22 protein-coding genes are annotated in these 22,339 nt (G+C 58.1%); 3 read left to right on the top strand and 19 right to left on the bottom strand.

Annotated elements, in window-relative coordinates; genetic code table 11:
• Positions 1-27: 27 nt before the first annotated feature.
• The 5 genes from H8695_RS01645 to H8695_RS01625 form a co-directional block, all read right to left on the bottom strand.
• The gene (locus H8695_RS01645; RefSeq protein ID WP_249299114.1) at positions 28-939 is read right to left on the bottom strand and encodes a glycine betaine ABC transporter substrate-binding protein; all 912 of its coding nucleotides are present in this window, start codon (positions 937-939) and stop codon (positions 28-30) included.
• Positions 940-955: 16 nt separating this feature from the next.
• Complete coding sequence (locus tag H8695_RS01640; protein WP_249299112.1) at positions 956-1,549, bottom strand: ABC transporter permease; 594 nt, start codon at positions 1,547-1,549, stop codon at positions 956-958.
• Positions 1,549-2,196 (bottom strand): ABC transporter permease, encoded by a 648-nt coding sequence (locus tag H8695_RS01635; RefSeq protein WP_249299110.1) that lies wholly within the window; start codon positions 2,194-2,196, stop codon positions 1,549-1,551. The genes H8695_RS01640 and H8695_RS01635 overlap by 1 nt, the downstream gene beginning before the upstream one ends.
• Positions 2,193-3,317 (bottom strand): ABC transporter ATP-binding protein, encoded by a 1,125-nt coding sequence (locus H8695_RS01630; RefSeq protein WP_249299107.1) that lies wholly within the window; start codon positions 3,315-3,317, stop codon positions 2,193-2,195. Before H8695_RS01630 ends, H8695_RS01635 begins: the two co-directional genes overlap by 4 nt.
• Before the next feature lie 225 nt (positions 3,318-3,542).
• Positions 3,543-4,208: a DUF4097 family beta strand repeat-containing protein gene (locus tag H8695_RS01625; protein WP_249299105.1), complete on the bottom strand. Its 666-nt coding sequence runs from the start codon at positions 4,206-4,208 to the stop codon at positions 3,543-3,545.
• 106 nt (positions 4,209-4,314) lie between these two features.
• Between H8695_RS01625 and H8695_RS01620 the strand changes: the two genes are divergently transcribed.
• Positions 4,315-5,139 carry a MerR family transcriptional regulator gene (locus tag H8695_RS01620; protein ID WP_249299103.1) on the top strand — a complete coding sequence of 275 codons (825 nt, stop codon included), beginning with the start codon at positions 4,315-4,317 and terminating at the stop codon, positions 5,137-5,139.
• Between the two features lie 28 nt (positions 5,140-5,167).
• On the opposite strand, the gene H8695_RS01615 is transcribed toward H8695_RS01620, so the two are convergent.
• Complete coding sequence (locus tag H8695_RS01615) at positions 5,168-7,474, bottom strand: vitamin B12-dependent ribonucleotide reductase (RefSeq protein WP_249299101.1); 2,307 nt, start codon at positions 7,472-7,474, stop codon at positions 5,168-5,170.
• 243 nt (positions 7,475-7,717) lie between these two features.
• Between H8695_RS01615 and H8695_RS11570 the strand changes: the two genes are divergently transcribed.
• Complete coding sequence (locus H8695_RS11570) at positions 7,718-7,843, top strand: hypothetical protein (RefSeq protein ID WP_283243540.1); 126 nt, start codon at positions 7,718-7,720, stop codon at positions 7,841-7,843.
• Positions 7,844-7,965: 122 nt separating this feature from the next.
• Here the strand turns inward: H8695_RS11570 and H8695_RS01610 are convergent, their stop codons facing one another.
• The 3 genes from H8695_RS01610 to H8695_RS01600 form a co-directional block, all read right to left on the bottom strand.
• Positions 7,966-9,138, bottom strand: a complete 1,173-nt coding sequence (locus tag H8695_RS01610; RefSeq protein ID WP_249299099.1) for a cation diffusion facilitator family transporter — start codon at positions 9,136-9,138, stop codon at positions 7,966-7,968.
• Between the two features lie 109 nt (positions 9,139-9,247).
• Complete coding sequence (locus H8695_RS01605; protein WP_249299097.1) at positions 9,248-9,499, bottom strand: TIGR03905 family TSCPD domain-containing protein; 252 nt, start codon at positions 9,497-9,499, stop codon at positions 9,248-9,250.
• A gap of 14 nt (positions 9,500-9,513) precedes the next feature.
• Positions 9,514-11,232 carry a class I adenylate-forming enzyme family protein gene (locus H8695_RS01600; protein ID WP_249299095.1) on the bottom strand — a complete coding sequence of 573 codons (1,719 nt, stop codon included), beginning with the start codon at positions 11,230-11,232 and terminating at the stop codon, positions 9,514-9,516.
• Positions 11,233-11,543: 311 nt separating this feature from the next.
• Here H8695_RS01600 and H8695_RS01595 point away from each other — a divergent pair, with 311 nt between their 5' ends.
• A complete protein-coding gene (locus H8695_RS01595) occupies positions 11,544-12,386 on the top strand; it encodes a pyridoxamine kinase (protein ID WP_249299094.1) in 843 nt (280 codons plus the stop codon).
• 46 nt (positions 12,387-12,432) lie between these two features.
• Here H8695_RS01595 and H8695_RS01590 read toward each other — a convergent pair whose 3' ends face one another.
• The 10 genes from H8695_RS01590 to H8695_RS01545 form a co-directional block, all read right to left on the bottom strand.
• A complete protein-coding gene (locus H8695_RS01590) occupies positions 12,433-13,047 on the bottom strand; it encodes a DUF2812 domain-containing protein (protein ID WP_249299093.1) in 615 nt (204 codons plus the stop codon).
• The gene (locus tag H8695_RS01585; protein ID WP_249299092.1) at positions 13,044-13,370 is read right to left on the bottom strand and encodes a helix-turn-helix transcriptional regulator; all 327 of its coding nucleotides are present in this window, start codon (positions 13,368-13,370) and stop codon (positions 13,044-13,046) included. Before H8695_RS01585 ends, H8695_RS01590 begins: the two co-directional genes overlap by 4 nt.
• 90 nt (positions 13,371-13,460) lie before the next feature.
• Positions 13,461-14,669: a DHHW family protein gene (locus H8695_RS01580; protein WP_249299091.1), complete on the bottom strand. Its 1,209-nt coding sequence runs from the start codon at positions 14,667-14,669 to the stop codon at positions 13,461-13,463.
• 9 nt (positions 14,670-14,678) lie between these two features.
• A complete protein-coding gene (locus tag H8695_RS01575; RefSeq protein WP_249299090.1) occupies positions 14,679-16,091 on the bottom strand; it encodes an MBOAT family O-acyltransferase in 1,413 nt (470 codons plus the stop codon).
• A gap of 139 nt (positions 16,092-16,230) precedes the next feature.
• Positions 16,231-17,064 (bottom strand): class II fructose-bisphosphate aldolase, encoded by an 834-nt coding sequence (locus H8695_RS01570; protein WP_249299088.1) that lies wholly within the window; start codon positions 17,062-17,064, stop codon positions 16,231-16,233.
• A 3-nt stretch (positions 17,065-17,067) separates the two neighbouring features.
• Entirely contained in the window at positions 17,068-17,808 is a 741-nt protein-coding gene (gene fabG / locus H8695_RS01565) for a 3-oxoacyl-ACP reductase FabG (RefSeq protein WP_430413280.1), read from the bottom strand.
• 2 nt (positions 17,809-17,810) lie between these two features.
• The gene (locus H8695_RS01560; protein ID WP_249299084.1) at positions 17,811-19,262 is read right to left on the bottom strand and encodes a four-carbon acid sugar kinase family protein; all 1,452 of its coding nucleotides are present in this window, start codon (positions 19,260-19,262) and stop codon (positions 17,811-17,813) included.
• Between the two features lie 12 nt (positions 19,263-19,274).
• Positions 19,275-20,450, bottom strand: a complete 1,176-nt coding sequence (locus tag H8695_RS01555) for a thiolase family protein (protein WP_249299082.1) — start codon at positions 20,448-20,450, stop codon at positions 19,275-19,277.
• Positions 20,451-20,462: 12 nt separating this feature from the next.
• Positions 20,463-21,311 (bottom strand): MBL fold metallo-hydrolase, encoded by an 849-nt coding sequence (locus tag H8695_RS01550; protein ID WP_249299080.1) that lies wholly within the window; start codon positions 21,309-21,311, stop codon positions 20,463-20,465.
• Positions 21,312-21,323: 12 nt separating this feature from the next.
• Positions 21,324-22,325: an ABC transporter permease gene (locus H8695_RS01545; RefSeq protein ID WP_249299079.1), complete on the bottom strand. Its 1,002-nt coding sequence runs from the start codon at positions 22,323-22,325 to the stop codon at positions 21,324-21,326.
• Between the last annotated feature and the right edge of the window lie 14 nt (positions 22,326-22,339).

Below are 22,339 nucleotides of genomic sequence, written 5' to 3'. Positions count from 1 at the left end.
CTGACAGCTCCTTTTGTTTTGTGTATGTTAGCTCTCGATCAGGCCCTTTTCGACCAGAAATTCCCTTGCGACCTCCTCGGGGCTGCGGCCGTTGACATCCACCTCGTAGCTGAGCTGTGCCATGCTCTCATCGGTGAACTGACCGCCGAGCATGTTGAGAACCTCCTCGAGGTTGGGTGCCTTATCCCGGTAGTCGTCAAAGAGATCTTTGCGCACGAGGATTGCGCCGTTGTAATCCGGGAAAAACCCCTTGTCATCCTTGAGAATTTTCAAGTTTGCCTTGGCGTTGAGCCCGTCGGTCGCATACACCACGGTGACATCAATATTGCCGCTCTCCATCGCGGAGTACTTGAGATTGAGATCGACCGATTTGCCCTCTTTGAAATTGAGGTTGTAGAACTTGCACAGGGGCTTGTAGCGGATGCTGCTCTCCTCGTCGAAGAATTTGTGCTCTGCACCGAATACGAGCTCATCCGCCACGGCGACGAGATCGCTTACTGTCTCCAGGTTGTATTTGTCAGCTGTCTCCTGCCGCACGGCTACCTGATAGGTGTTGTTAAGACCGAGCTTGTCGAGCAGATAGACGTTGGTCTGCTGCTTTGCAACCTCGTTTGCATAGTCGTAGGTCGTCATACCCTCGGGGACATCGCTGTCGTCTTTCTTCATGAACGTGACAAGCAGACTGCCATCGTAGCTGAGCATCAGATCAATTTTGCCCGCGTTCATTTCATTGTAGCCGTAGATGGGGCTCATAGCGTCCTTGATTTCGGCCTTGAGATCGGTGTGCTCCTCAATGAGCAGCTTTGCCATTTCGGCGACGAGCTCCGGCTCTGCAAACTCCCCGTCCAAAATGATGATTTTGTCGCCCTTGCTGCCACAGCCGGCAAGCACACCGGCGAGCAGTAACACGCACAGCAAAAGAGAAATTGTCTTTTTCATACGATCACCTGTCCTCTCACATTTGGTGTTTGTAAAGTCTCTTTTCCATCAGGCTCATCAGCCCGTCAATGGCAACCGCCATGACCATCAGCGAAACAGTGCCAAAGAGTATCATTCCCATATTCTGCGTATGAATTCCACGGTAGATCACCTGGCCGAGCCCGCCGCCGCCGACAAAGGTGCCGAATACGGCAACGCCGATGGCCGTCACAGTCGAAATGCGAATGCCCGTGAAAATGACCGGGAACGCAATGGGCAGCTCCACACGGAACAGCCGGTAGGTGCGGCTCATACCCATGCCAAGCGCCGCCTCACGGACAGCCGGGCTCACGCCGCTGAGGCCCACATAGGTGTTTCGCACCACCGGAAGCAGCGAGTAGAGCACAAGGCCAATGATGACGGTGGTCTTGCTGCCGCCGAATACCGTCATGATGACGCCCAGCATGGCCAGGGCCGGGACAGTCTGTAAAATGTCGACCGACCAGAGAATGATTCTTCGCGCAACGCCGTTCCAGTAGGACACAAAACCGAGCAGCAGCCCAACAATGACTGTGAATCCTGTGGCGACGAGAACAATGTAGAGATGCTCCCAGATCCGATACCACTCCATCATTTCACCCCTCCCTGCTGAAGCCCGCGCGGGGTAACTTTCTTCTGAATCCAGTCGATGAGCAGCCCAATGCCGATTGCCATCAGGGCCGCCGGCAGCGCACCGATGAGGATCAGCTCATTGTTGTTGGTGTTGATGCCCCGGTAGATGAATTCGCCCAGACCGCCAAGGCCGATCATCGTACTCAGCACGGCCCAGCTCACAGTGTAGATCGCCGACATGCGAACGCCCGCAATGATGGTCGGCATCGCAAGCGGCAGCTCCACACGGGTGAGAATCGCCCACTTGCCCATGCCGCAGCCCCGGGCCGCCTCCTTGTACTTGTCCTCCACGCTCAAAATTCCCACATAGGTGTTCTTCAAAATGGGGAAAACCGCATAGACGCCGAGGGCGATAAAAACCGTCAGCGGAACCATGCCGATCCACAGAAACAGCACGCCGATGAAGACGATGCCGGGAATGGTCTGAAAAATGGAGATCACCGGCAAAATCACCTTGGACAGCCGCGGCACCCGCGAGAGCAGAACGCCGAGAACCAAAGCTACCACAAAGCCTGCGCTCACCGAGACCACGACGTACATCAAATGGGTCCCAATGGCCTTGAGCAGCATGAGGCCATATGTGTCAAAAAAGCGCTCCAGTGTCATGACTTACCTCCCCAGACCACGCTTGCCAGAGCCTTGGACATGCTTGTTCGAGTGATGATCCCCGCGACGCGGCGCTGTTCGTCGAGCACCACAAGATAGCTCGACTTTCGCTCGAGAAGCTGCTCAAACGCCTCTTTGGCGGGTGTTGTCGTCTGGACCGTCGGCACATCGCGAGTGAGAATTTTCGTCACCGACTCGCCCGGTGCGCCGTGCTCGTTGATGGCCTCAATGGTCACAATGCCCTCAAAGCGCTCTTCGTCATCCACTACAATCAGCGAGTCGATTTCAAGGCGGCTCATCATCTCGACGCACTCGAGAGTGCGCCATTTGTTCGAGACCTTGGCAATCTTTTTTCTCATGACATCCGCGCTGAGCAGATCCGTCTCGTGCCCGACGGACGCCACGTGCTTGCCCATGAATTCGCGCACGGTGTCGTTTGCCGGTGCGCGCAACATCTCCTCCGGCGGCGCGATCTGCTGAATCACACCCCGGTCCATAAAGACGATGGTATCGGCCATTTTGATGGCCTCGTTCATGTCGTGGGTGACAAAGATAATGGTCTTTCGAAGCCGCTTCTGCAGAGCCTTGACCTCATCCTGCAGTGTATCACGCGTGATGGGATCGAGCGCGCCAAAGGGTTCATCCATCAGAATAATCGGTGGTTCGGCCGCAAGCGCACGCAGAACGCCGATGCGCTGCTGCTGTCCGCCGGAGAGCTCGTTGGGGTACTTTTTTGCATACTCCTCATAGGGCATGTTTACAAGCGCCAAAAGCTCAAGCACCCGCTCGTGACAGCGCTTTTTATCCCATTTGAGAAGTTTTGGCACCACGCAGATGTTCTCTTCCACCGTCATGTTCGGAAACAGGCCGATCTGCTGAATGACATAGCCGATGCTGGTGCGCAGTCGCTCAGGGTTCATCTGTTTGACATTTTGGCCGTCGATGAGAATTTCGCCGGAATTCGGTTCAATCAACCGGTTGAGCATTTTGAGTGTCGTTGTCTTGCCGCAGCCGGACGGCCCGATGAGAACCACAAATTCCCCATCGCGGATGGTCAGATCGATTCCTCTGACCACTTCGACGTCGTTGTAGCTTTTGACTACTTTCCTGTACTCTATCATGTAAATTCCTCCCAGAACGAAATTGCAATGTGCTTGGCTTCCAGCTGACAACTCATATTTTACATCAAATTGTCACTTCTGTCAAAGTCTGGTCTCTCTGCTATTTTTGACGGATCCCCACAGAATAAACCACAGCCATTTCCCTCAATTCGTCCCTCAAAAAAGCCAGCCGGGTCTTTCGACCCGGCTGGCTTGCACGTCAGCGTCCCGTCCCACTTTGGGAAATTACTGCGCTTTTTCAAAACGAATCTGTGCATCCCCGTTGTTCACTGATACAGCGAGCGACTTTTCCCCCTCTGGCTTACTCTTCGGCAGATTGGTCTCCCCTTTTTTGACTTGAGTTGTAATGGAAAAATCGTCGTAGCCGCCGACCACCGTCCCGGTGATGTCCCCATTTTTCGCCTCAAGGCGAATGGCGCCGCCAACATCCAGCGGCTCAAATACAATGTCAGCGTTGTTGGTTTTGCAGGTCATCTGATCTGTCAGAGTGAGCGCAGTGGAAATATTCAGCTCTTCACCCGAAGTGGAAAGACTCACCGACGACAGCCCGTCGGTTGGAATTTGAAGACGGATGGTGCGCTTTTCAAGCGGAGCGCTCGTGCCAAAAGTCATCTGATTGCTGCCGCTTTGCACCGTCATCACGAGTTTTCCGTCCTCTTCGGTGATGTGGTAAGTCTCTCTGTCGCTCTCGCAATAGTTCAGATGAATCTGCCCGTCAGGCGAGGGTTCCACTTCGATTTTTCTGTCTCTCACATCAATTTCCAGTTGTGAAATTTCTCCGGCGTCCGCCTGGTAGCTCTTCTCCTCCCAATTCTCCGCCGTTGTGGAGCACCCTGTCAGAAGTGTTGTCCAAAGCAGCAGCGCGGCCGCAGCAGCCAAAACTTTTCTCATTTTATTCTCCTCCGTTTGTCTTAAAATTGGCATTGCTTTTTTCAATAGTCAATGGTACAGTGATTACTGTAAACCTTTGTGTTACACAAATGTCAAGAGGTAACTTATGAAAAAATTTTTTACTGTCGGCGAGGCGGCAAAGCTGGCGGGCACAACCTGCGAAACGCTTCGCCACTACGATCGCATCGGACTGGTCTGCCCCCACAAAAAAGATCCGTGGACCGGATATCGCTACTACTCCGAGGCAGAGCTTGTGCGGCTGAATGCGGTACAGGCTCTGCAGCTGATGGATTTGAGTTTGCGTGAGATCCGCGAAGTGCTGGAATACGAAAATCTCGAGGGCGTTTTGTCACTTCTGGAACGGGCGGACAAGAGCGCCGACGATAAGATTCGCCGGCTGAAGCAGGCAAAGGCGAAAATCAGGCGCGCCCAGATGAGTTACAAAAACAATCTGCAGGGCTTTGTGCAAACCGACATCCCCTTTACAAGGCAGCTGCCGCAGCGTGTGATTCTCCTGTCCAATACCCTGAGCGAGCCAAGATTAGAGTTACTGACCGATTATCTACGCCACTTCTACGAGCAAATCGGCGATGCGCACCGAAGCACCTATTCCTTTGAAGATCTCGCCGGAATCTACACCCGCGACGGCAATTCGCGCCTCTTCGCCGTCTGCACACGCTATCCCCCGGCGCAGGATTTGACTGTTCTGCCCGGTGGGCTCTACCTCTGCTCAAACTGTACGCAGGAAAACAGACAGACCGCTCTGGAACAGCTGGTGCGCACGGCGCGCGAGCAGTATGCAGTGAATCCTGCTTTCACCGTACAGATTGTCGTTGTCACCGGTATTTTGAACTGGAGCTACCAAATTCAAATTCCCCTGGAATGCGACAGCGACCCACTCCCCTCGGCTGCAGAAAAAGACCCCGCCTGAATCAGGCGGGGTCTTTGCTCTCTTTTTATCAGCCGCACTTGGAGTAGCCGCAGTTGTGACAGATCACACAGCCGCCCTCGTGCTCCATCTTGGTGCCGCACTCCGGGCAGTATTTCGCATGCTTGCCGAGATCCTTGAAATCGCGCTTGGCCTCCTCGGGAATCGCCTTGCTGATCGCCGCCTCCGCCGGGGTCTTGGGGGCGGCAGGCTCTCCGTTTTGGAACTTGAGAACCTTTGTGATGACCCGCGCGATGGCGTCCGGGCAGGACATGGCTTTCATACCCGACTGACGGATGGTCGACGGGCAGCGAATTCCCTTGAGCTGCTCGATGACGCTCTCGGGGCTGATACCCGAGCGCAGCGCCAGCGAAACAAGCCGGCTTGTCGCCTCGCTCTGCGACGGGCAGCCACCGTGGCGGCCGGTGTTGGTAAAGACCTCACACAGGCCGTTGTCGTCGTAATTGACCGTGACATACAGATTGCCGCAGCCGATGGTCATCTTCTCGGTAAAGCCGGTGGTCACATCGGGGCGCAGCCGGGGCTTGAGCATATTGGACAGCTCCAGGCTCTGGCGCTTGTACTGGCAGGCCTCACAGGCGCTCTCGTCGGGCTCGCCCTCCTTTTTGACCTTGCCGATATTGAGAACCTGTTCGCTGCGGCTGCCGTCGCGGTAGATGGTCACACCCTTACAGCCGAGCTCATAGGCCAGATGGTAGACGTCTGAGACATCCTCACGGGTCGCGGAATTGCCGAAGTTGACGGTCTTGGAAACCGCGTTGTCGGTATGCTCCTGAAAGGCCGCCTGCATGCGGATGTGGTACTCGGGGCTCACCTCGTGGGCCGAGACGAAAATGCGCTTGATGTCGTCGGGAATCTCCTCGACGTGGGACAGGCAGCCCTCGCTCGCGATTTTTTTCATCAGCTCATCCGAGTAGAGCCCGCGGGCGATGAGGACCTCCTTGAGGATGGGGTTGACCTCAATGAGCTCGGTGCCGTCCATGACGTTGCGGATGAAAACATACGCGAAGACCGGCTCGACGCCGCTCGAGCAGCCCGCAATGATGGAGAGCGTGCCGGTCGGCGCGATGGTGGTGACGGTGGCGTTTCTCATCTTGCCTTTCTTCTCATAGACGCTGCCGCGAAATACCGGGAACGTGCCGCGGGTCTCGGCGAGCTCACGGCTCATCTCATGGCCCTTTTCTTCAATAAAGCCCATGATCTTACCCGCGAGCTCGATGCCCTGTTCGCTGTTGTAGGGAATGCCCAGCATCAGCAGCAGATCCGCAAAGCCCATTACGCCGAGGCCGATCTTACGGGTGGCCTTGGTGGTCTCGTCGATCTTTTCAAGGGGATAGCGGTTGGCGTCTATGACATTGTCGAGAAAGTGTACCGCATCGCGCGTGACCCGCTCGAGTTTCTTGTAGTCGACAGCGTAGCTGCCGTCGCGGTTCTTTTTGGTCATATTGACCAGATTGATCGACCCGAGATTGCACGACTCATAGGGCAGCAGCGGCTGCTCGCCGCAGGGGTTGGTCGACTCGATCTCACCCATGTGGGGCACGGGATTGTCCCGGTTGAGCCGGTCAAGGAAGATGATGCCGGGCTCGCCATTTCTCCAGGCGGAGTCGACGATCTTGTTGAAGACGTCGCGGGCGTTGAGCGTTCCCGTGACAAGGTTCGTCGCGGGATCGACGAGCTCATAGTCCTCTCCCGCCTCCACCGCGCGCATGAACTTCTCGGTCATGCCCACGCTGATGTTGAAGTTTGTGATCTCCGTTGCGTTGTGCTTGCAGTCGATAAACTCCAGAATATCCGGGTGATCGACCCGCAGAATGCCCATATTGGCCCCGCGGCGGGTACCTCCCTGCTTGACGGCCTCGGTGGCCATATTGAAGACTTTCATAAAGCTGATCGGGCCCGAGGCGACGCCGCCGGTCGAGTTGACCGTCGACCCTTTCGGGCGCAGGCGCGAGAAAGAAAAGCCCGTACCGCCGCCGCTCTTATGGATGAGCGCCGCCATTTTGATGGTCTCAAAAATATCCTCCATCGAATCGGCAATGGGCAGCACAAAGCACGCCGAGAGCTGACCGAGCGGACGGCCCGCGTTCATCAGTGTCGGGGAGTTTGGCAAAAACTCCAGATTGGTCATCATATCGTAAAACTTTTTTGCGACGGTTTTGACGTCGGCCTGCTTGTCATAGAGGCGGTCGCTCTCGGCTATCGCATTCGCAACGCGCTCAAAGAGCTGCTCGACTGTCTCGGTCGGCTTTCCCTCAGAATCTTTCGCAAGATAGCGTTTTTGCAGAACAACACGGCTGTTTTCAGTCAATTTCATACCATCCACCATACTTCCTGTCTTTTCCTTTATTTTACAATATATTGTGTGCAACAACAGTTCTATTGTAAACTTGCCCATAGATCTTGTCAATGAGCCGCGGCGTTTTTCTGGCAAAGTCGAGCATAATTGTAAATTTTGTATGAAATCGCTTGTCATTCTTAGGTCACTTGGTGCATAATATGGTTGTATGGTTGGATGCCGATATGCCATACGATTTCAATTGGAAAGGAGGAATGAAACATGAACACGCAGAAAAAGACGAGTCAATACGTCATTGAAATCAAACAGACGCCGCGCAAGAAATCACAGGATATCGACGATTTCATCTTCAGTGACTACAACAACATCGTCATTAAAGAGAAATAAAGAAGAGCGGCTTTGGTAATCCACTGATCAAGCTGCTCTTTTTTATTACCCTTTTTAAGAGACAAAGCGGTTTTACCGCTTTACATAAGCGAGGGGAGCGCGCGCGGCGCTCCCCTCTTTTGTCAGGACAGACCCGTGTAGCAGCGGTCAATGGTGACCACGGTGTAACAGTTTGGGTCCTCCTGTTTGACGGCGGCATCGATGCGCGCGAGCAGTTCCTGGTCGCGCAGAGAACAATCAGTCGGCACTACCACATCAAAAATCAAATTGGTGTGGTAAACGCCCTTGACCACGCGGAAGTCGTGAATCGAAAAATGTTCCCCGAGTGTCGAGACAGCCCGCACCGTCATCCGCCGCAGATCCGTGATCTGTTCGTCGTCGGTGACAATGGGGTCGAGGTGCACGACAAGGTTGATGCCCTCCTGGGCAAACTCCCGCTCGATGCGGTCGGTGATGTCGTGGCTCTCCATTACGTCGCGGTTGCGGTCCATCTCGACATGCACCGAGGCAAAGCGCCGCCCCGGGCCGTAGTCGTGCACCATCAGATCGTGAATGCCGAGCACACCGTCGTAGGCGCGGATGCGCCGGTAAATTCTCTGAACCAGATCCGGGTCAGGTGCCTCACCGAGCAGCGGGCTTAACGTCTCGCCGATGAGCTTGATTCCCGAGTAGAGAATAAACACCGCCACACCGAGACCCACCCAGCCGTCGAGGCGCAGCCCCGTAAAGCGGGCCACCAGCGTGCACACGAGCACCGCCGCAGTGGAATAGACATCGTTCATGCTGTCCGCCCCGGCGGCTTCAATGGCGCTCGAGTGAATTGCGCGGCCCGCGCGGCGGTAGAACATGCCCATCCAGAGCTTGACGAGGATGGAAACCGCAAGCACCGCCACCGACAGCAGACTGAACGTGACTTCGTCCGGCGAAACGATTTTGCCGAACGCGCTCTTGCACAGATCAAACCCAATGAGCAAAATGAAAAACGAGACCACAAGTCCCGCGAGGTATTCGATGCGGGCATGGCCATAGGGATGCTGCTTGTCGGCCGGCTTTGACGCCAGCTTGAAGCCGACCAGTGTCACCACCGACGAACCCGCATCCGAGAGGTTGTTGATGCCGTCGGCCGTGATGGCGACGCTGCCGAAGACGGCGCCCACGATGAGCTTTGCCGCACACAGCAGCAAATTGCAGAGAATGCCGACGATTCCCGTCAATCTTCCATATGCGCTGCGCACTTTGGGATCGTCGGTTTTGTCACTGTCACGGATAAATGTGCGAATCAGAAAATTTGTCATATTCTCTCCCGCTCAAAACAATATCGGTATTTAGTGTATGCGCAAAAGTTGTTTCAGGATTCAAAAAAGAAGGCGGATTTTCATCCGCCTTCCTGCGTGGATTCTGATGTCATTCGCCCCTGAGCGCCTCGCGGATGGCGATGGAGAGCTGGTCGGGGCAGGAGGTGTTTTTAAAGCCGCAGCGGATGCCCTCGAGCCGCTGCGCCGCCTGCTCGGCATCCATACCGGTGACAAGCGCGCAGACTCCTTTGAGATTGCCGTCGCAGCCGCCGACAAACTGCGCGCTCTTGATGACGCCGTCGCTGATTTCAACCGTGACGCTCTTCGAGCAGGTCCCCTTGCACTTGTGTGTCTTGATCATGCCGCTTCCTCCGGTTACTGGTTCTTCTTTGCGAGCTCCTCCTGGAGCAGAGCGGGGATGCTGATTTTGCCGACCTTGGTCAGAGGCAGCTCGCTGCGGTACTCGAACAGGCGCGGCACGCTCCACTTGTTGAGCTGTGAGCGGCAGTACTCGATGATGGCGTTCTGGTTTTCCTCGGTCTCCATCGAGGGATCCTCCATGACGACATACGCCTTGACGCGCTCGCCGCTCTTCTCGTCGGGCAGGCCCAGCACAGCCGCCGTCTTGACGCCCTTGCACTGGCGGATGGTGTCCTCGATGACCGACGGATAGACCGGGAAGCCGCGCACCTTGATGATTCTCTTGATTCTCTGCTTGAAGTAGGAATAGCCGTTTTCGTCCATATAGCACATGTCACCCGAGTGCATCCAGGTGCGGCCGTCGGCGTGGACCTGCAGAGTCTTCGCGTTCTCCTCCGGGGAGTCGAGATAACCGACCATCACCGTGTCGCTCGAGATGCACAGCTCGCCCTCCTGACCGAGGGGAACTTCATTCTGCGTGCCGGGCTCAACCACCTTGACGAGCACGCCCGGCAGCGGCAGACCCATGGAGTTGAAAGGTTCGCCGTTTCTCGGCGCGAGCATGCAGCAGGTAACGCACTCGGTCAGGCCATAGCCCTCGCGCAGACAGACCGAGGAGTTGTGCGCCTTGAGATAGGCGTTAAAGCGCTTTTTGAGTTCCGGCGGCACCGTGTCGCCGCCGCAGAACGCGCCCTTGACAAAGCTGTAGTCGAGCTTGTCGGCTTTCGGTTCATTCATCAGCGCATCGAACATCGACGGCACACCCGCGAGGAACTGCGGTTTCTTCTTGCGGATGGTCTTGACAAACTCGGCCGCCGAGAACTGGGGCACGAGAATGCAGCACAGGCCGTTTGAGAGCATGGTATGTACGCAGATGCCAAGGCCGAAGCCGTGAAACAGCGGCAAAATGGTCAGGATCCGGTCGCCGGCGTCCGCCTCGGGAATGAATTGCAGCAGGCGCACCGACAGGACGTTGAAGTTGTCGCTCGACAGCTCGATGCCCTTGGGGTTGCCCGACGATGTACCGCCCGAAAAGAGAATGGCGGCGGTTTCATTTGGCTCCACCAGGCGCTCGTAGGGCTTCGCCGGGGCGGTGGAGTTCAGCAGCGTGCGAAAACGAACCACTTTCGACTCGTCGATGTTCTGGCGCTTGAGCACCTTGCGGATTTTCAATTTGAAAGCCGCCCCCACGACGGGGCTCAAAAACTCGGCAATGGACGCGAGAAACAGCTTTTCAAGGCCCGTCTCCCCCGCAATGTCCGCCACTGCCCGGTAGAAGAGATCTGTAAAGAAAATAGCCTTTGCACCTGTGCTGTTGACAAAGTCCCGTATCTCCTTGGAGGAGGACATCGGGTGGATCATACAGCTCTTTGCGCCCAGACGGTTTACCGCATAAAATGCGATGGCCGTCTGTGGGATATTCGGCATGCAAATGGCGACCACATCGCCCTTTTTGATGCCGTGGGCTGCCAGAGAGGCAGCACATTTGTCGACCATTTCCATGAAGCTGCGATAGGAGATGTCCCTGCCCATGAACTCAAGCGCCGCATAGTCGGGATAGTCCCGGCTCACCTGCTCGACGCGCTCATAGAGAGTAACAGACGGGACCGGCATTGGCTCTCCCAGACCGAGCTTTTCATACTCGCTCATCCAGGGCCATGTGTTGTCACTCATTTTCATTCCTCGCTTTATCAATTTTCCCTGTTCACTCAGGGTTGTATCCGGAGTTTACCACATAAACGTTATTATAACATCCGGCAAAAAAGCTGTCAATTCTCGCCAAATTGTCAGGGAAACCGGCATGTGGTATAATAGCCGCAAAACGGCTATTATATTAAATTCAGGCCGTTTTTCTCGCCCCTTGCGGGGCAACCGAAAAACATGGCCGCATTATACCATAATCGCTTCGCGATTATGGTATAATAAGCCGCAAAGCAGTCATTATATGGAATTCAGGCATCGTCTTCGATGCGGGGAGGCATACCATGAACGAGATCCGTCCTGTGCCGCGTGTTGCGGCCATTCACGATCTGTCGGGCGTCGGGCGCTGTTCACTGTCGGTCATTCTGCCGGTTCTCTCGGCAATGGGCGTGCAGGTCTGCCCGCTGACAACGGCGCTGCTCAGCACACACACCGGCGGTTTCGGCGAGGTTGACTTTGTCGATCTCACCGACCACATCGAGCCCTTTTATGCCCACTGGCAGCGTGAGGGACTGCACTTCGACTGTCTCTACAGCGGGTTTCTGGGCTCTGAACGCCAGATCGGCATGGTCGAACAGATGCTCGCGGCGGCACCGGCGGGCACTCTCAGACTGGTCGATCCGGTGATGGGCGACGGCGGCAAGCCCTACCGCACCTATACCGGCGCCATGTGCGCGGGGATGCGGCGTCTCGTCATGCGCGCCGATGTCATCACTCCCAATCTCACAGAGGCCTGCCTGCTGCTCGAGCGCCCCTATCCGCAAGCGCCTCTCACCCGCCGAGACGCCGAGGAAATGCTGCTTGAGCTCTGCGCCTTGGGCCCTACAAAGGCGGTCATCACGGGACTCTGTCTCCATGAGGGACAGCTTACGAATCTCGGCCTTGACCAATTCAGCCAGACATTCTTTGAGAGCTCCTGCGAACAGCTCCCCGCTCATTACCCCGGTACGGGCGATCTGTTCACCGCGCTTTTGACCGGCGCCCTTGTAACAGGCTCCGGCTTTCAGGCGGCGCTCGACCTCGCGACAGGCTACGTCCACCGCGCCATCCGTTTGACGGCGCAGGCGGACACACCGCCGCGCGAGGGCGTGCTCTTTGAAAAGCTGCTCACCCTGCGCCCTCTGTAGTCAAGAAGCCGCGTACACACCGTACGCGGCCTCTTTTGCATCAACTTTATTCCTCAACGCTCTCCCGGGAATACCTGTATGTCTTTGCCGCATAGGGCAGCACGGGAATGCCGAAGAGCACGGCGAGCGCCGCAAACACATAGACTCCCCAGACAGGGCTCTCGTCGATGCGTACGTACCAGCCGGTAAATGCGGCCGCAGCGGCAAAGGCAAGCGCGCAGGTCATGTGCATGTTTCGCAGCCGGCGGTAGTAGGCCGCTCGATCGGCGTTTGTGGTGTGCAGCGCAAAGGGCTCGCCGTCGGCTCTCTTCTCCACAATGAGAATCTCGCGGTTGAAAGCGCCCGGCGATGTCGCAACTTTACCGGCGCCTTTCGCCCAGGGCCGCACACGCACTTTTCCCACCGAGTAATTGAGATTGATGGACTTGTCAAAGCAGCGGTAGCCGAACTCCTCGAGAAACTGCCGGTATGCGAGTCGGTCGGCATTTGACTTCTCACCCACAAATTCAACGGCATAGCGGTACTCCCCCGCCTGACAGGGCTCAAAGGTGAAGCTCAGTCTCGTCACACCCGTGAGCCGCCAACCTCTGTCCGCCATGCGGTTAAGCCACCGCTGCTGGCTCTCCAGAAATCCGCCGAAAAAACGATAGACTTTTTTCATAGCAGTGTCTCCCCCTCCATAATACCGCGCGCCGTCTGTACCAGTTTCCGAAGACGTGCAAGCTCAGCGCGCGCCGCTTCGCGGCCGGCTTCGGTGATTCGATAGGTCCTGCGGCGGCCTGTCTCCCCGCAGGGCGCAAGCCACCCCTTTCTGACAAGCGTATCGATCGCGCCGTAGAGCGTGCCCGCGCCAAGGTGCAGCCGCCCGCCTGTCGCCCGCTCCACAAACCGCATCATGCCGTAGCCGTGATTCGGCTCCCAGGCTGCAAGCAGGATGAAAAATGTGGTCTCGGTAAGCGCCCCGCCTTTCAAGTGGTCGTGCACACTCTCACCCCCTATATCGTTTACCGTAATAATATATCATTAACCGTAATAGTTGTCAAGAAGAGAACCGCCCCCACGGGGGCGGTTCTCTCAGTCAAGGCCATAGTGGAACATCACATCGTCGCGCAGGACGCCGGGATTGTAGAGCACCAGCACCAGATCGGGGTCAGTGCGCTCAATGCAGTCGGTGAGCTTCTCGTCGTTGTAGCGCAGATCAAAGGTGATGACCTCACCCACCGCGAGCGACAAAAAGGGCGCCACCGCACAGGAGTAAGAATCCCGCACGAGAAGAATTCGCTTGCCCTCGGGCAGCTTGAGATTCTGAAAGCTGCTCAGCGGGTAGTCACCGCCCGAGTAGACGTAGTAGGGGCTCATCTCATAGAGATCGACGGTGTTGACGTGGTTGTAATCCATCACCGATTCGGCAAAGGGGCCCTGCTTTTCAAAGCCGTGAACGGGCACCGTATAGCGAATTTCAGTCTCAAACTCCGGCAACAGCACATCCACGTCATCCACCCCGGCGTAGAGCGACCCCACGCGCTTACCCTGACTGCCGAGGAAAATGCCCTCATAGGTCGTCAGAGCGAAATTCTCACGCCGGGTCACCTGCTCATCGATGACAAAGCCGTAGTCGGTCGAGAGCTTTTCACAGAGAGTTTGATAGGCCCAGAATGCAGCTTCGGTTGTCCAGTGGGAATCCGTCCGGTAGAACAGGTCGGCGTGGTCGAGGCCGTCCCGTTTGATCTCGGCGCGCAGATCGAGTGTCGCGACGCCGCGCTCCCGCAGCCCCGCGAGCAGGTTGTCTGCGTTTTCGTTGGTGTAATCTTCTATGCCCGTCGGCAGCTGCGGATCCTGTGGGTCGATTTTAAAAGGCGCCTGCACATAGAGAAGCGGGGTGTCTCTATCGGCGCACCAGTCCGACAGCGCGGCGAGGTTTTCCGCTTTCCAGTCGGTCTCGGTTTGCCCGACGGTAAACACCAGCCGACCGTCGTCGAGCCGTACCACGCGAAGCTGGGGATTCGCATCCTCGATGACTCGCTTTCCCATGAGCCGCTGCCAGTAGCCGTTGATTTCAATAAAGGCGTTTCGCATCGGGTTTGAGCTGTCAACCTGCTGGCCTACGCTGTCGATGATCGCGCCCATGGTGTCTGCCATAGTGGGATTCTCGGGCAGCTTTTGTCGGTATCCCTGCGTGGCGGCCCATTTGAGATCGTCGAAGCGGCTCAGCAGCAGCACGAACATGGCGGCGATCAGACCCAGAAAGAGCAGCGCCGTGATTTTCTGTCTGAGATTCTTCATGGCGTCCTCCTAAAAATTAAAGTAGATAAAGGGGTTGTAGACGCCCTTGACGAGGTAACTGACCGCGATGAGAAACATCGCGGTCATGGCGATCGGGTACCCGATCGCCGCGAGTCTGCTGCGCGCCGTCCTCTCGGAGAGCCACCGCGCGAGCGGAGCTGAGAGCAGTATGCCTAAAACGAGACACCACGCGCTCTCCGAGAGCCAGAGAATGGCTGTGGCGTCGACAGCAGGTCCGCCCGCAAGACCGAGCATTGCAAGCACATACTCCCCCGCCGCGCGCACACCCGGCGCGCGGAAGAGAACCCAGCCGAAGACAACCGCAAGAAGCGTGCTCACATGGCCGAGCACACGGCTTTTCGCGAGCAGCCTGTCAAGCCCCGTGAGCTTTTCGAGCGTGATCAGCGCGAAGTAGTAGAGCCCCCACAGCACAAAGGTCCAGGCCGCGCCGTGCCACAGCCCCGTCAGCGACCACACCACAAAGAGGTTGAACACCAGCCGCCCGCGGCTCTTGACTCGGCTGCCGCCGAGCGGAAAATAGACGTAGTCGCGAAAGTAGGTCCCAAGCGAAATGTGCCAGCGCCGCCAGAACTCCGAGACCGACTTTGAGATGTAGGGATAGTCGAAATTCTCCAGAAAGTGAAAGCCGAACATCTTTCCGAGGCCGATGGCCATATCGGAGTAGCCCGAAAAGTCAAAGTAGATTTGAAGCGTGTACGCCGCCGCACCGAGCCACGCCATGGCCGTTGAGAGCTCGCCCGACCCCGCGGCAAAGGCGGCGTCGGCGCACAGGGCGAGGTTGTTCGAGAGCAGCACTTTCTTTGAGAGGCCCACGATAAAGCGGCAGACGCCCGCTGAGAAGTCCGAAAAGGTCTCACGGCGGTTTTTGATCTGCTCGGCCACGGTCTCGTAGCGCACAATCGGCCCCGCGATCAGCTGGGGGAAAAAGGCGATATAGAGCCCCACGTTGAGCGGGTTCTTCTGTACCGCACCGTCACCGCGGTAGACGTCAATCACATAGGATACGGCCTGAAAAGTGAAAAAGGAGATGCCGATGGGCAGCAGAATGGTCGGTACCGCAAGCGACGCGCCGAAGAGCCGGTTGACGGCCGACAGCGTGAACATCAGGTACTTGAAGACAAAGAGTACGCTGAGGTTGCACACGAGCATCACCGTAAGCACTGCCCGCGCCGCTGCGCGGCGCTCACGCAGCCGGTCGACAAGCAGCGCAAACGTCCAGTTCACCAGAATGGAACCGATCATCACCAGCACAAACCACGGCTCGCCCCAGGCATAGAAAAACAGGCTTGCGACAAGAAGCCAGACATTCTGCGCCCCGCGCCAAAAGCGCAGCGGCCCATAGTATACGGCGAGTACCACCGGCAAAAACACAAACAGAAAAACGGAACTGGAAAACAGCATGTCCTACTCCTTTGGGTCTCGATTCAGTCAAATAAGATTATATCCAACCGCGCAAAAAAAGTACAGCCGAAAGCTGTACTTTTTTCGCTCTTTCGGGACCCGCCGCTGTTCCCCGGCGGCGGGTCCGCTCGATGGGGGCTCAGGCGCCAGGAGCGGGGCGTCCGGCCAGAAGCCGCAGTTTCTGCGCGGCGCAGCGGGCAATTTCTCGGCGGATACCGCGCGAGAGAGCCGAATATTTCTCCCCCACGCCCGCCGCGACAGCACGCATCGCCGCCTGACAGAGCTCGGTGTGAATGTTGAGTTTGCGAATCCCTCCGGCGACACACCGCCGGATGTCCCCGTCGCCGATTCCCGAGCCTCCGTGCAGCACCAGAGGCGTGGGCACCGCGGACGAGACGGCGGCAAGGGCGGTGAAATCCAGCTTCGGCTGCGTGCGGTACACGCCGTGCGCGTTGCCGATGGCCACTGCGAGCGCGTCGACACCCGTCCGGCTGACGTAGTCGAGCGCGGTCACAGCGTCGGTGCTCCGACAGATCGGAGCGCCGTCCGACGTCTCCTCCCCGAGATAGCCGAGCTCCCCCTCGAGGGAGATGCCGCTGCCCGCAAGCCGCCGTTTCGCCTCGCAGGTCAGCGCAATGTTTTCCTCGAGCGGCAGCGCCGAGCCGTCGATCATAAAGGAAGTGAAGCCGAGCTCCCCTGCGAGCTCCAGCTCCTGCATGGTTCTTGCGTGGTCGAAGTGAACTGCGATTTTTTGCCCGCTGCCCGCGGCGGCGCGCAGCATCATGGGCGCGAAGAGCCGAATCTCCTCCGGCGGGAGAAAGGCCGAGCCGGTGGCGAGCACGGCGCCGGTCTTCTCCCTTTCGATCGCATCCATCACCCCAAAGAGCATCTCGCAGTTCCACACGTTGAACTGCGCCACAGCAGTGCCATCACCGGCGGCCGAGCGCAGAAGATCCGAGAGCGGGCAGAGCATCCCCTATGTGTACGAGCCGCCCGAGACGACGATGCACTCGCCGTTGACGAAGCTCGAATCATCCCCGCAGAGAAAGGAGACCACCGCCGCGATCTCCGAGGGCTGTGCGAGCCGGTGAGCCGGGATTGCATCGAGAAAGCGCTGCATGGTCTGCTCCGGCACGGCGCGCAGCATTTCGGTGTCGACGTAGCTCGGCGCCACGGCGTTTACCGTGATGTTCTTCGCGGCGCTCTCGCGCGCGAGACACTTGGTAAAGCCGATCACCGCTGCCTTTGAGGCCCCGTAGTTCGTCTGGCCGACATTGCCGAAAGCCGACACCGAGGCGAGATTGACGATCTTGCCGTACCCGCGCGCTCTCATACCGGCGATCACCGCCCGGCAGGTGTTGCAGACTCCGTCAAGGTTGACCGCCATGACGCTGTCCCACTGCGCGTTATCCATTTTGTGAAACATGCCGTCGCGGGTAATTCCCGCATTGTTGACGAGCACGCTGACCGGCCCAAGCTCCCGCTCGATTGCCGCAAAGACCTCGTCCACCTGGTCGCGATCAGCCACGTTGCAGGCATAGGCCCGCACCGCACAATCCCCGCCGCCAAAGCGCTCAGCCGTGCGCCGCGCGGCGGCAATATCCATATCAACAACGGCGATCCCGCCAAAGCCGTCGCGGTGCAGCCGCTCGACGATGGCCTCGCCGATTCCCCGCGCGCCGCCGGTGACAACAGCGCATCTGTCCGTGTTTTTCACTGTCATCCCTCCTCTTCTCCATTCGGGTCCATCTTGTACACCGCCTCGCGCAGCGCATCGGTCCCGCCCACATTGCCCGGGAAAATCACATAGGGCATATGGGGAAACTTGCTCTCGTCGCCGGTCTCCCAGACAGGTACGCCGGGCAAAATCTGGCCCATGACCCGCGCCCGGCGGCACCTAAGCGCCCTCGTGCCGATGTCGCTCGAGGTGATGCCCCCCTTGGCGATGACAAAGTTCGGCCGCACAGTGAGCCGCGCGACAATCGAGGTCACGGCGTCCGAGATTTTCACAGCCAGCCGCAGCTCATCCTCGGGGTTTCCGGTGTTTCGGTCAAAGCGCTCGCGGCGGGTGTAGACAACGGTGCTCTGCCCCTGCCCGATCGACTGCTGCGCCTCGTTCACCACGCGCGAAAGCTCCTGCTCAAAGGCAGCGTCGTCGAGCGCCAGGTGCTGATTGAACTCGATGAAGTGAAGTCCCTCTGCCTCCCGCAGAGCTGCCAGCTGCTGCGTCGTGCGGTTGACGTGGGAGCCGATGACGACGATTCCGCCGTTTCGGTTTTTGGTGTTGCAGAGTTCCGCGCGCGTCAGCGGCGGTTTGTCGCTGATGCCTCCCATCACTTTGACAAGAGTTGCCGCTGAACGGAAGAGAAAATGCCTGCCCTCGCCCATGACGCGGCAGAGAGCCGTGACAAAGACGCGAATGTCGTCATCCGACAGGGCGTTTACTATGAGCTTGGAAAAGCCCTTGAGTGCGCGCAGCTTCTGCTCAATTGCCCCGTAGTCGCACCGGCGCAGCTCATCGAGCGTGACGCTTAAAACGCCCGCGGCGGGATACTCGCCGCCGGTCTTCTCCTCGACCCACTCGCGCAGATCGGAGCTGCGATACCCAAAGGTACGATCGCCTGCAAACTCGGTCTGTCCGGCGGGCACGAGCGTGTCGCCCGAGGCGACGTAGTGCACATCGTCCGCGGTGTAGCGTCCTCCCTCGCGGAAGAACGGGACGATGATCTCCCCGTTTGCCTCGATTCCGCTGTACTGCGCCATCGTTTGGCGCAGTACAGCAGTCTCCAGGGGATAGTGGCCGCGCAGTGTGGAGTCTGAGCGGCTGATGATGGCATAGGGAACACCTCTCTCACCGGCAGCCGCGGCGACCGCCCTGCCGATGTCAAGGTGCATGCGCCGCGACTCCTCCGCCGTGACGCCCCGGCTGTTGGTGAGGAAAAAAGAGACCTTATTTCCATCGTCAAAGGCCTCGGCGACGGTCTCCGGCTGCCAGTCGGTGTAGACGTATACGTCGTGGACCGTCTGCGTTCCGGTCGGGTCGTCGTCGAGTACGATGAGCTTGTGGCGGTCACTGTCGACTGCCTGCGCGCACTCCTGCCGGACACGCGCGCTGTCATAGTCGGGCACGCTGCGAAGCAGCTCGCTGAGGCTGCGGCTTGTTTCTCTCATGGTGCCGCCCCCTCAGAGGTTCTCGTAGAGAACCGAGAGCCCCTGCCCGCCGCCGATGCAGAGCGTCGCGATGCCGTAGCGCACATCCCGGCGTTTCATCTCGTTGATGAGTTTGATCGAGATGATCGCGCCCGTCGCCCCGATGGGGTGGCCGAGCGAAATGCCGCTTCCGTTGACGTTGACTCTCTCCATGTCGAGCCCGAGCTCGCGAATGCAGACGAGCGCCTGCGCGGCAAAGGCCTCGTTGAGCTCATAGAGACCGATTTCCTCTCTTTTGAGACCGGTTTTCTCAAGCAGCTTTTCGGTCGCGCCGACCGGCCCCATGCCCATGTAGTTCGGGTCTACGCCCGCCAGCGCGTAGTCGACGACCCGCGCCAGGGGGCTGCATCCGCTTGCCGCGGCAGTCTTTGCGCTCATGAGCACAACGGCCGCCGCCGCATCGTTCACGCCGGAGGCGTTGCCCGCCGTGACGACGCCGTCCTTTTTAAACAGCGGTCGAAGTGCGGCCAGCTTTTCAAGCGACGTCTCACGGGGGTGCTCGTCGGTGTCAAAGATCACGCTGCCCTTCTTTGTGTCAATCTCCACAGGGACAATCTCCTCTGTAAAGTACCCCGCCTTGATAGCGGCGGCAGCGCGCTGCTGACTCATGAGAGCATACTCGTCGAGCTCCTGTCTGGTCAGCCCGTACTTGACGGCAATGTTCTCCGCCGTGATGGCAATGTGCGTGCCGGTGAAAGGCTCGGCAAGCGCAGTTGTCAGCGCATCCTTGAGTACCGTGTCGCCCATTCGGGCGCCGAAGCGCGTCTTGTAGGAGCAAAACGGAAAATTGCTCATGCTCTCGGCGCCGCCCGCGACGGCCACCGACAGATCGCCGTGGTCAATGGCCGTCGCAGCCGTCACAATGGCCTGAAGTCCCGAGGCGCACAGGCGATTGACAGTCTGGGCCGTGCTCGTTTCGGCGCAGCCGGCATTCAGCGAGGCGATGCGCGCGAGAAAGCCGTTGAGACCATACTGCCCCACGCAGCCGAGCACGGTCTCCTCCACCTGCCCGGCCGGAATGCCCGCGCGCGCAATCGCCTCGCGGATGACAATTTCGGCGAGCTTTGTCGTCTCAAGCTCCCGCAGGGAGCCGCCAAAGCTCCCCACGGCCGTTCTCGCGGCCGAGACGACGACTACATCTTCAAACATATCAAGTTCCCCCTATTCGCATTCCACGACGAGGCCCACGCCCGCCTCCATCGCCGGGCAGGCGTTGGCAAGCTGCAGCACACAGGGCAGATCCGTGTCGTGACAGATATAAAAGCGGTCGATTTTCTCGTTTCTCACATACTCGCAGGTTTTGTCCATCTGGTGCTGCGTCACCTCATCCGAGCGCAGATGCGACCCGCCGAGATAGGTGTGAACATGGCTCGCACCCGTGAGCTTTTTGGCGTACTCCATGATGTTGGCGATGCCGTAGTGCGCGCAAGCGGCGAGCACGCTGCAATTTTTGCCGTCCGCATGGCGGTAGCAGAGCTGGGTGTCCTCGTCGACAAAGTCGTCGCACCACTTGCCGTCGCGCAGAATCTTCGGGCTCTGGGGCACTTCGCGCTCAAAGTCGTTTGTGATCTCACACTTGCCCATGTAGCAGAGGTTTTTGGTCAGCCACAGCGGCCCCGGCACAAACTGCACATCAAAGAACTTGTGCAGCACTTCCATGCTTACGTCCATGCCGAGCGAACAGTTCCAGGTGAACTGGTAGCGCGGCGTCATGATCTCGGGGTCGCTCATCAGCAGAACAGGCTTGCGGTACATGGCGTTTTTTTCATAGTACTGAATGAGGTATTTCAGCCCCCCGCTGTGATCGTAGTGGTTGTGCGAGATGATCACATAGTCCGCCGTGCGCAGGTCGATGCCCATCGCCTCGGCGTTGTGGATGAATTTATCCGAGTAGGCCGTGTCATAGAGGATCTTCTTGTCCTCGTCCTCGACCCAGGCGGAGAAACCGTGTTCCGCGTTGTAAAACTTGTTGAAGAGACTGTGGTTTTCCACGAGCAGAGTTATTTTCATATCTGTTTCCTCCTATTTCACCATCAAATTCTTTGTGGAGCGGTCGCTTGTCAGCGCCATGGCGACAATGATAAGCCCGCCGAAGACAATCTGGCTCCAAAAGGCGTCGACGCCGATGATGGTCATCCCGTTCTCAATCACCGTCACCATCATGACGCCGGTCAGCGTCATCAGCACGCTGCCCTTGCCTCCCGTCATGGATGTGCCGCCGAGCAGCACCGCCGCCACCGCCAGAAGCGTAAAGGGCGAACCCACCGTGGGGGCTGAGCTCTGCAGCTTGATCGCAAGCAGCACTCCTGCGAGCGCACTGCCCGCGCCGCAGACCGTAAAGGCAAAAATCTTGGTGCGGTCCACCCGGATGCCCGAGATGCGCGCCGCGCGCTCATTGGCTCCGATGAGGCTCAGGCTCTTGCCGAGCACGCTCTTCTTCTGCACAAAGTACGCGATGACCATGATGAGCACCGAGACGATGGTCATCATGTTGATCACGCCAAATGAGGTCTTGCCCCAGTTGATCAGGCTGCGGTACTCCGCGGGGATGGTCATGGGCATCGGCGTGATGAGCAGAGCCACGCTGTTGTAGACGTTCATCATGCCGAGCGAGGCGATGAACGACGGGATTTTCAGCTTCGTGTGGATGAGTCCGAGAATCACGCCCGTCAGCATGCCGAAGAGAATCGCCACCACATAGGCCCCCGCCCCAAGGCTCGGGAAGAGCCGGATGAGCATGACGTTTGCGCAGGAGCAGACCGCGCCCATTGACAGATCGAGCGAGCCGAGCAGCCGCACATAGGTCGCGCCGCAGGCCATGACAAGAAGCGGCGCCATATTGGTCAGAAGATTCTTCGTATTGAACCGGTTGAGAAAACTCGGATTGATGATCAGAAAGACCACGACAATGGCGATCAGCGCAAACACGCTCGCGTAGGTCCCCGCGAGAGCTCTGAGCGACTGGAGGGTCCGCTTTCCGCCCTGCTTTTCGGCAGCCGGCGTCTTTTCCTTTGTTGTGTTCATGTTGTCGCCTCCCA

The sequence above is a fragment of the Feifania hominis genome, assembly GCF_014384765.1.
Taxonomy (GTDB): Bacteria; Bacillota; Clostridia; order Oscillospirales; family Feifaniaceae; genus Feifania; species Feifania hominis.
This window is presented reverse-complemented; position numbering and strand designations above follow the sequence as displayed.

What these genes read in the sequence shown, in the direction of transcription:
- H8695_RS01645 (WP_249299114.1), bottom strand. Translation starts at nt 939, where the DNA reads ATGAAAAAGACAATTTCTCTTTTGCTGTGCGTGTTACTGCTCGCCGGT.
- H8695_RS01640 (WP_249299112.1), bottom strand. Translation starts at nt 1,549, where the DNA reads ATGGAGTGGTATCGGATCTGGGAGCATCTCTACATTGTTCTCGTCGCC.
- H8695_RS01635 (WP_249299110.1), bottom strand. Translation starts at nt 2,196, where the DNA reads ATGACACTGGAGCGCTTTTTTGACACATATGGCCTCATGCTGCTCAAG.
- H8695_RS01630 (WP_249299107.1), bottom strand. Translation starts at nt 3,317, where the DNA reads ATGATAGAGTACAGGAAAGTAGTCAAAAGCTACAACGACGTCGAAGTG.
- H8695_RS01625 (WP_249299105.1), bottom strand. Translation starts at nt 4,208, where the DNA reads ATGAGAAAAGTTTTGGCTGCTGCGGCCGCGCTGCTGCTTTGGACAACA.
- H8695_RS01620 (WP_249299103.1), top strand. Translation starts at nt 4,315, where the DNA reads ATGAAAAAATTTTTTACTGTCGGCGAGGCGGCAAAGCTGGCGGGCACA.
- H8695_RS01615 (WP_249299101.1), bottom strand. Translation starts at nt 7,474, where the DNA reads ATGAAATTGACTGAAAACAGCCGTGTTGTTCTGCAAAAACGCTATCTT.
- H8695_RS11570 (WP_283243540.1), top strand. Translation starts at nt 7,718, where the DNA reads ATGAACACGCAGAAAAAGACGAGTCAATACGTCATTGAAATCAAACAG.
- H8695_RS01610 (WP_249299099.1), bottom strand. Translation starts at nt 9,138, where the DNA reads ATGACAAATTTTCTGATTCGCACATTTATCCGTGACAGTGACAAAACC.
- H8695_RS01605 (WP_249299097.1), bottom strand. Translation starts at nt 9,499, where the DNA reads ATGATCAAGACACACAAGTGCAAGGGGACCTGCTCGAAGAGCGTCACG.
- H8695_RS01600 (WP_249299095.1), bottom strand. Translation starts at nt 11,232, where the DNA reads ATGAGTGACAACACATGGCCCTGGATGAGCGAGTATGAAAAGCTCGGT.
- H8695_RS01595 (WP_249299094.1), top strand. Translation starts at nt 11,544, where the DNA reads ATGAACGAGATCCGTCCTGTGCCGCGTGTTGCGGCCATTCACGATCTG.
- H8695_RS01590 (WP_249299093.1), bottom strand. Translation starts at nt 13,047, where the DNA reads ATGAAAAAAGTCTATCGTTTTTTCGGCGGATTTCTGGAGAGCCAGCAG.
- H8695_RS01580 (WP_249299091.1), bottom strand. Translation starts at nt 14,669, where the DNA reads ATGAAGAATCTCAGACAGAAAATCACGGCGCTGCTCTTTCTGGGTCTG.
- H8695_RS01575 (WP_249299090.1), bottom strand. Translation starts at nt 16,091, where the DNA reads ATGCTGTTTTCCAGTTCCGTTTTTCTGTTTGTGTTTTTGCCGGTGGTA.
- H8695_RS01570 (WP_249299088.1), bottom strand. Translation starts at nt 17,064, where the DNA reads ATGCTCTGCCCGCTCTCGGATCTTCTGCGCTCGGCCGCCGGTGATGGC.
- H8695_RS01560 (WP_249299084.1), bottom strand. Translation starts at nt 19,262, where the DNA reads ATGAGAGAAACAAGCCGCAGCCTCAGCGAGCTGCTTCGCAGCGTGCCC.
- H8695_RS01555 (WP_249299082.1), bottom strand. Translation starts at nt 20,450, where the DNA reads ATGTTTGAAGATGTAGTCGTCGTCTCGGCCGCGAGAACGGCCGTGGGG.
- H8695_RS01550 (WP_249299080.1), bottom strand. Translation starts at nt 21,311, where the DNA reads ATGAAAATAACTCTGCTCGTGGAAAACCACAGTCTCTTCAACAAGTTT.
- H8695_RS01545 (WP_249299079.1), bottom strand. Translation starts at nt 22,325, where the DNA reads ATGAACACAACAAAGGAAAAGACGCCGGCTGCCGAAAAGCAGGGCGGA.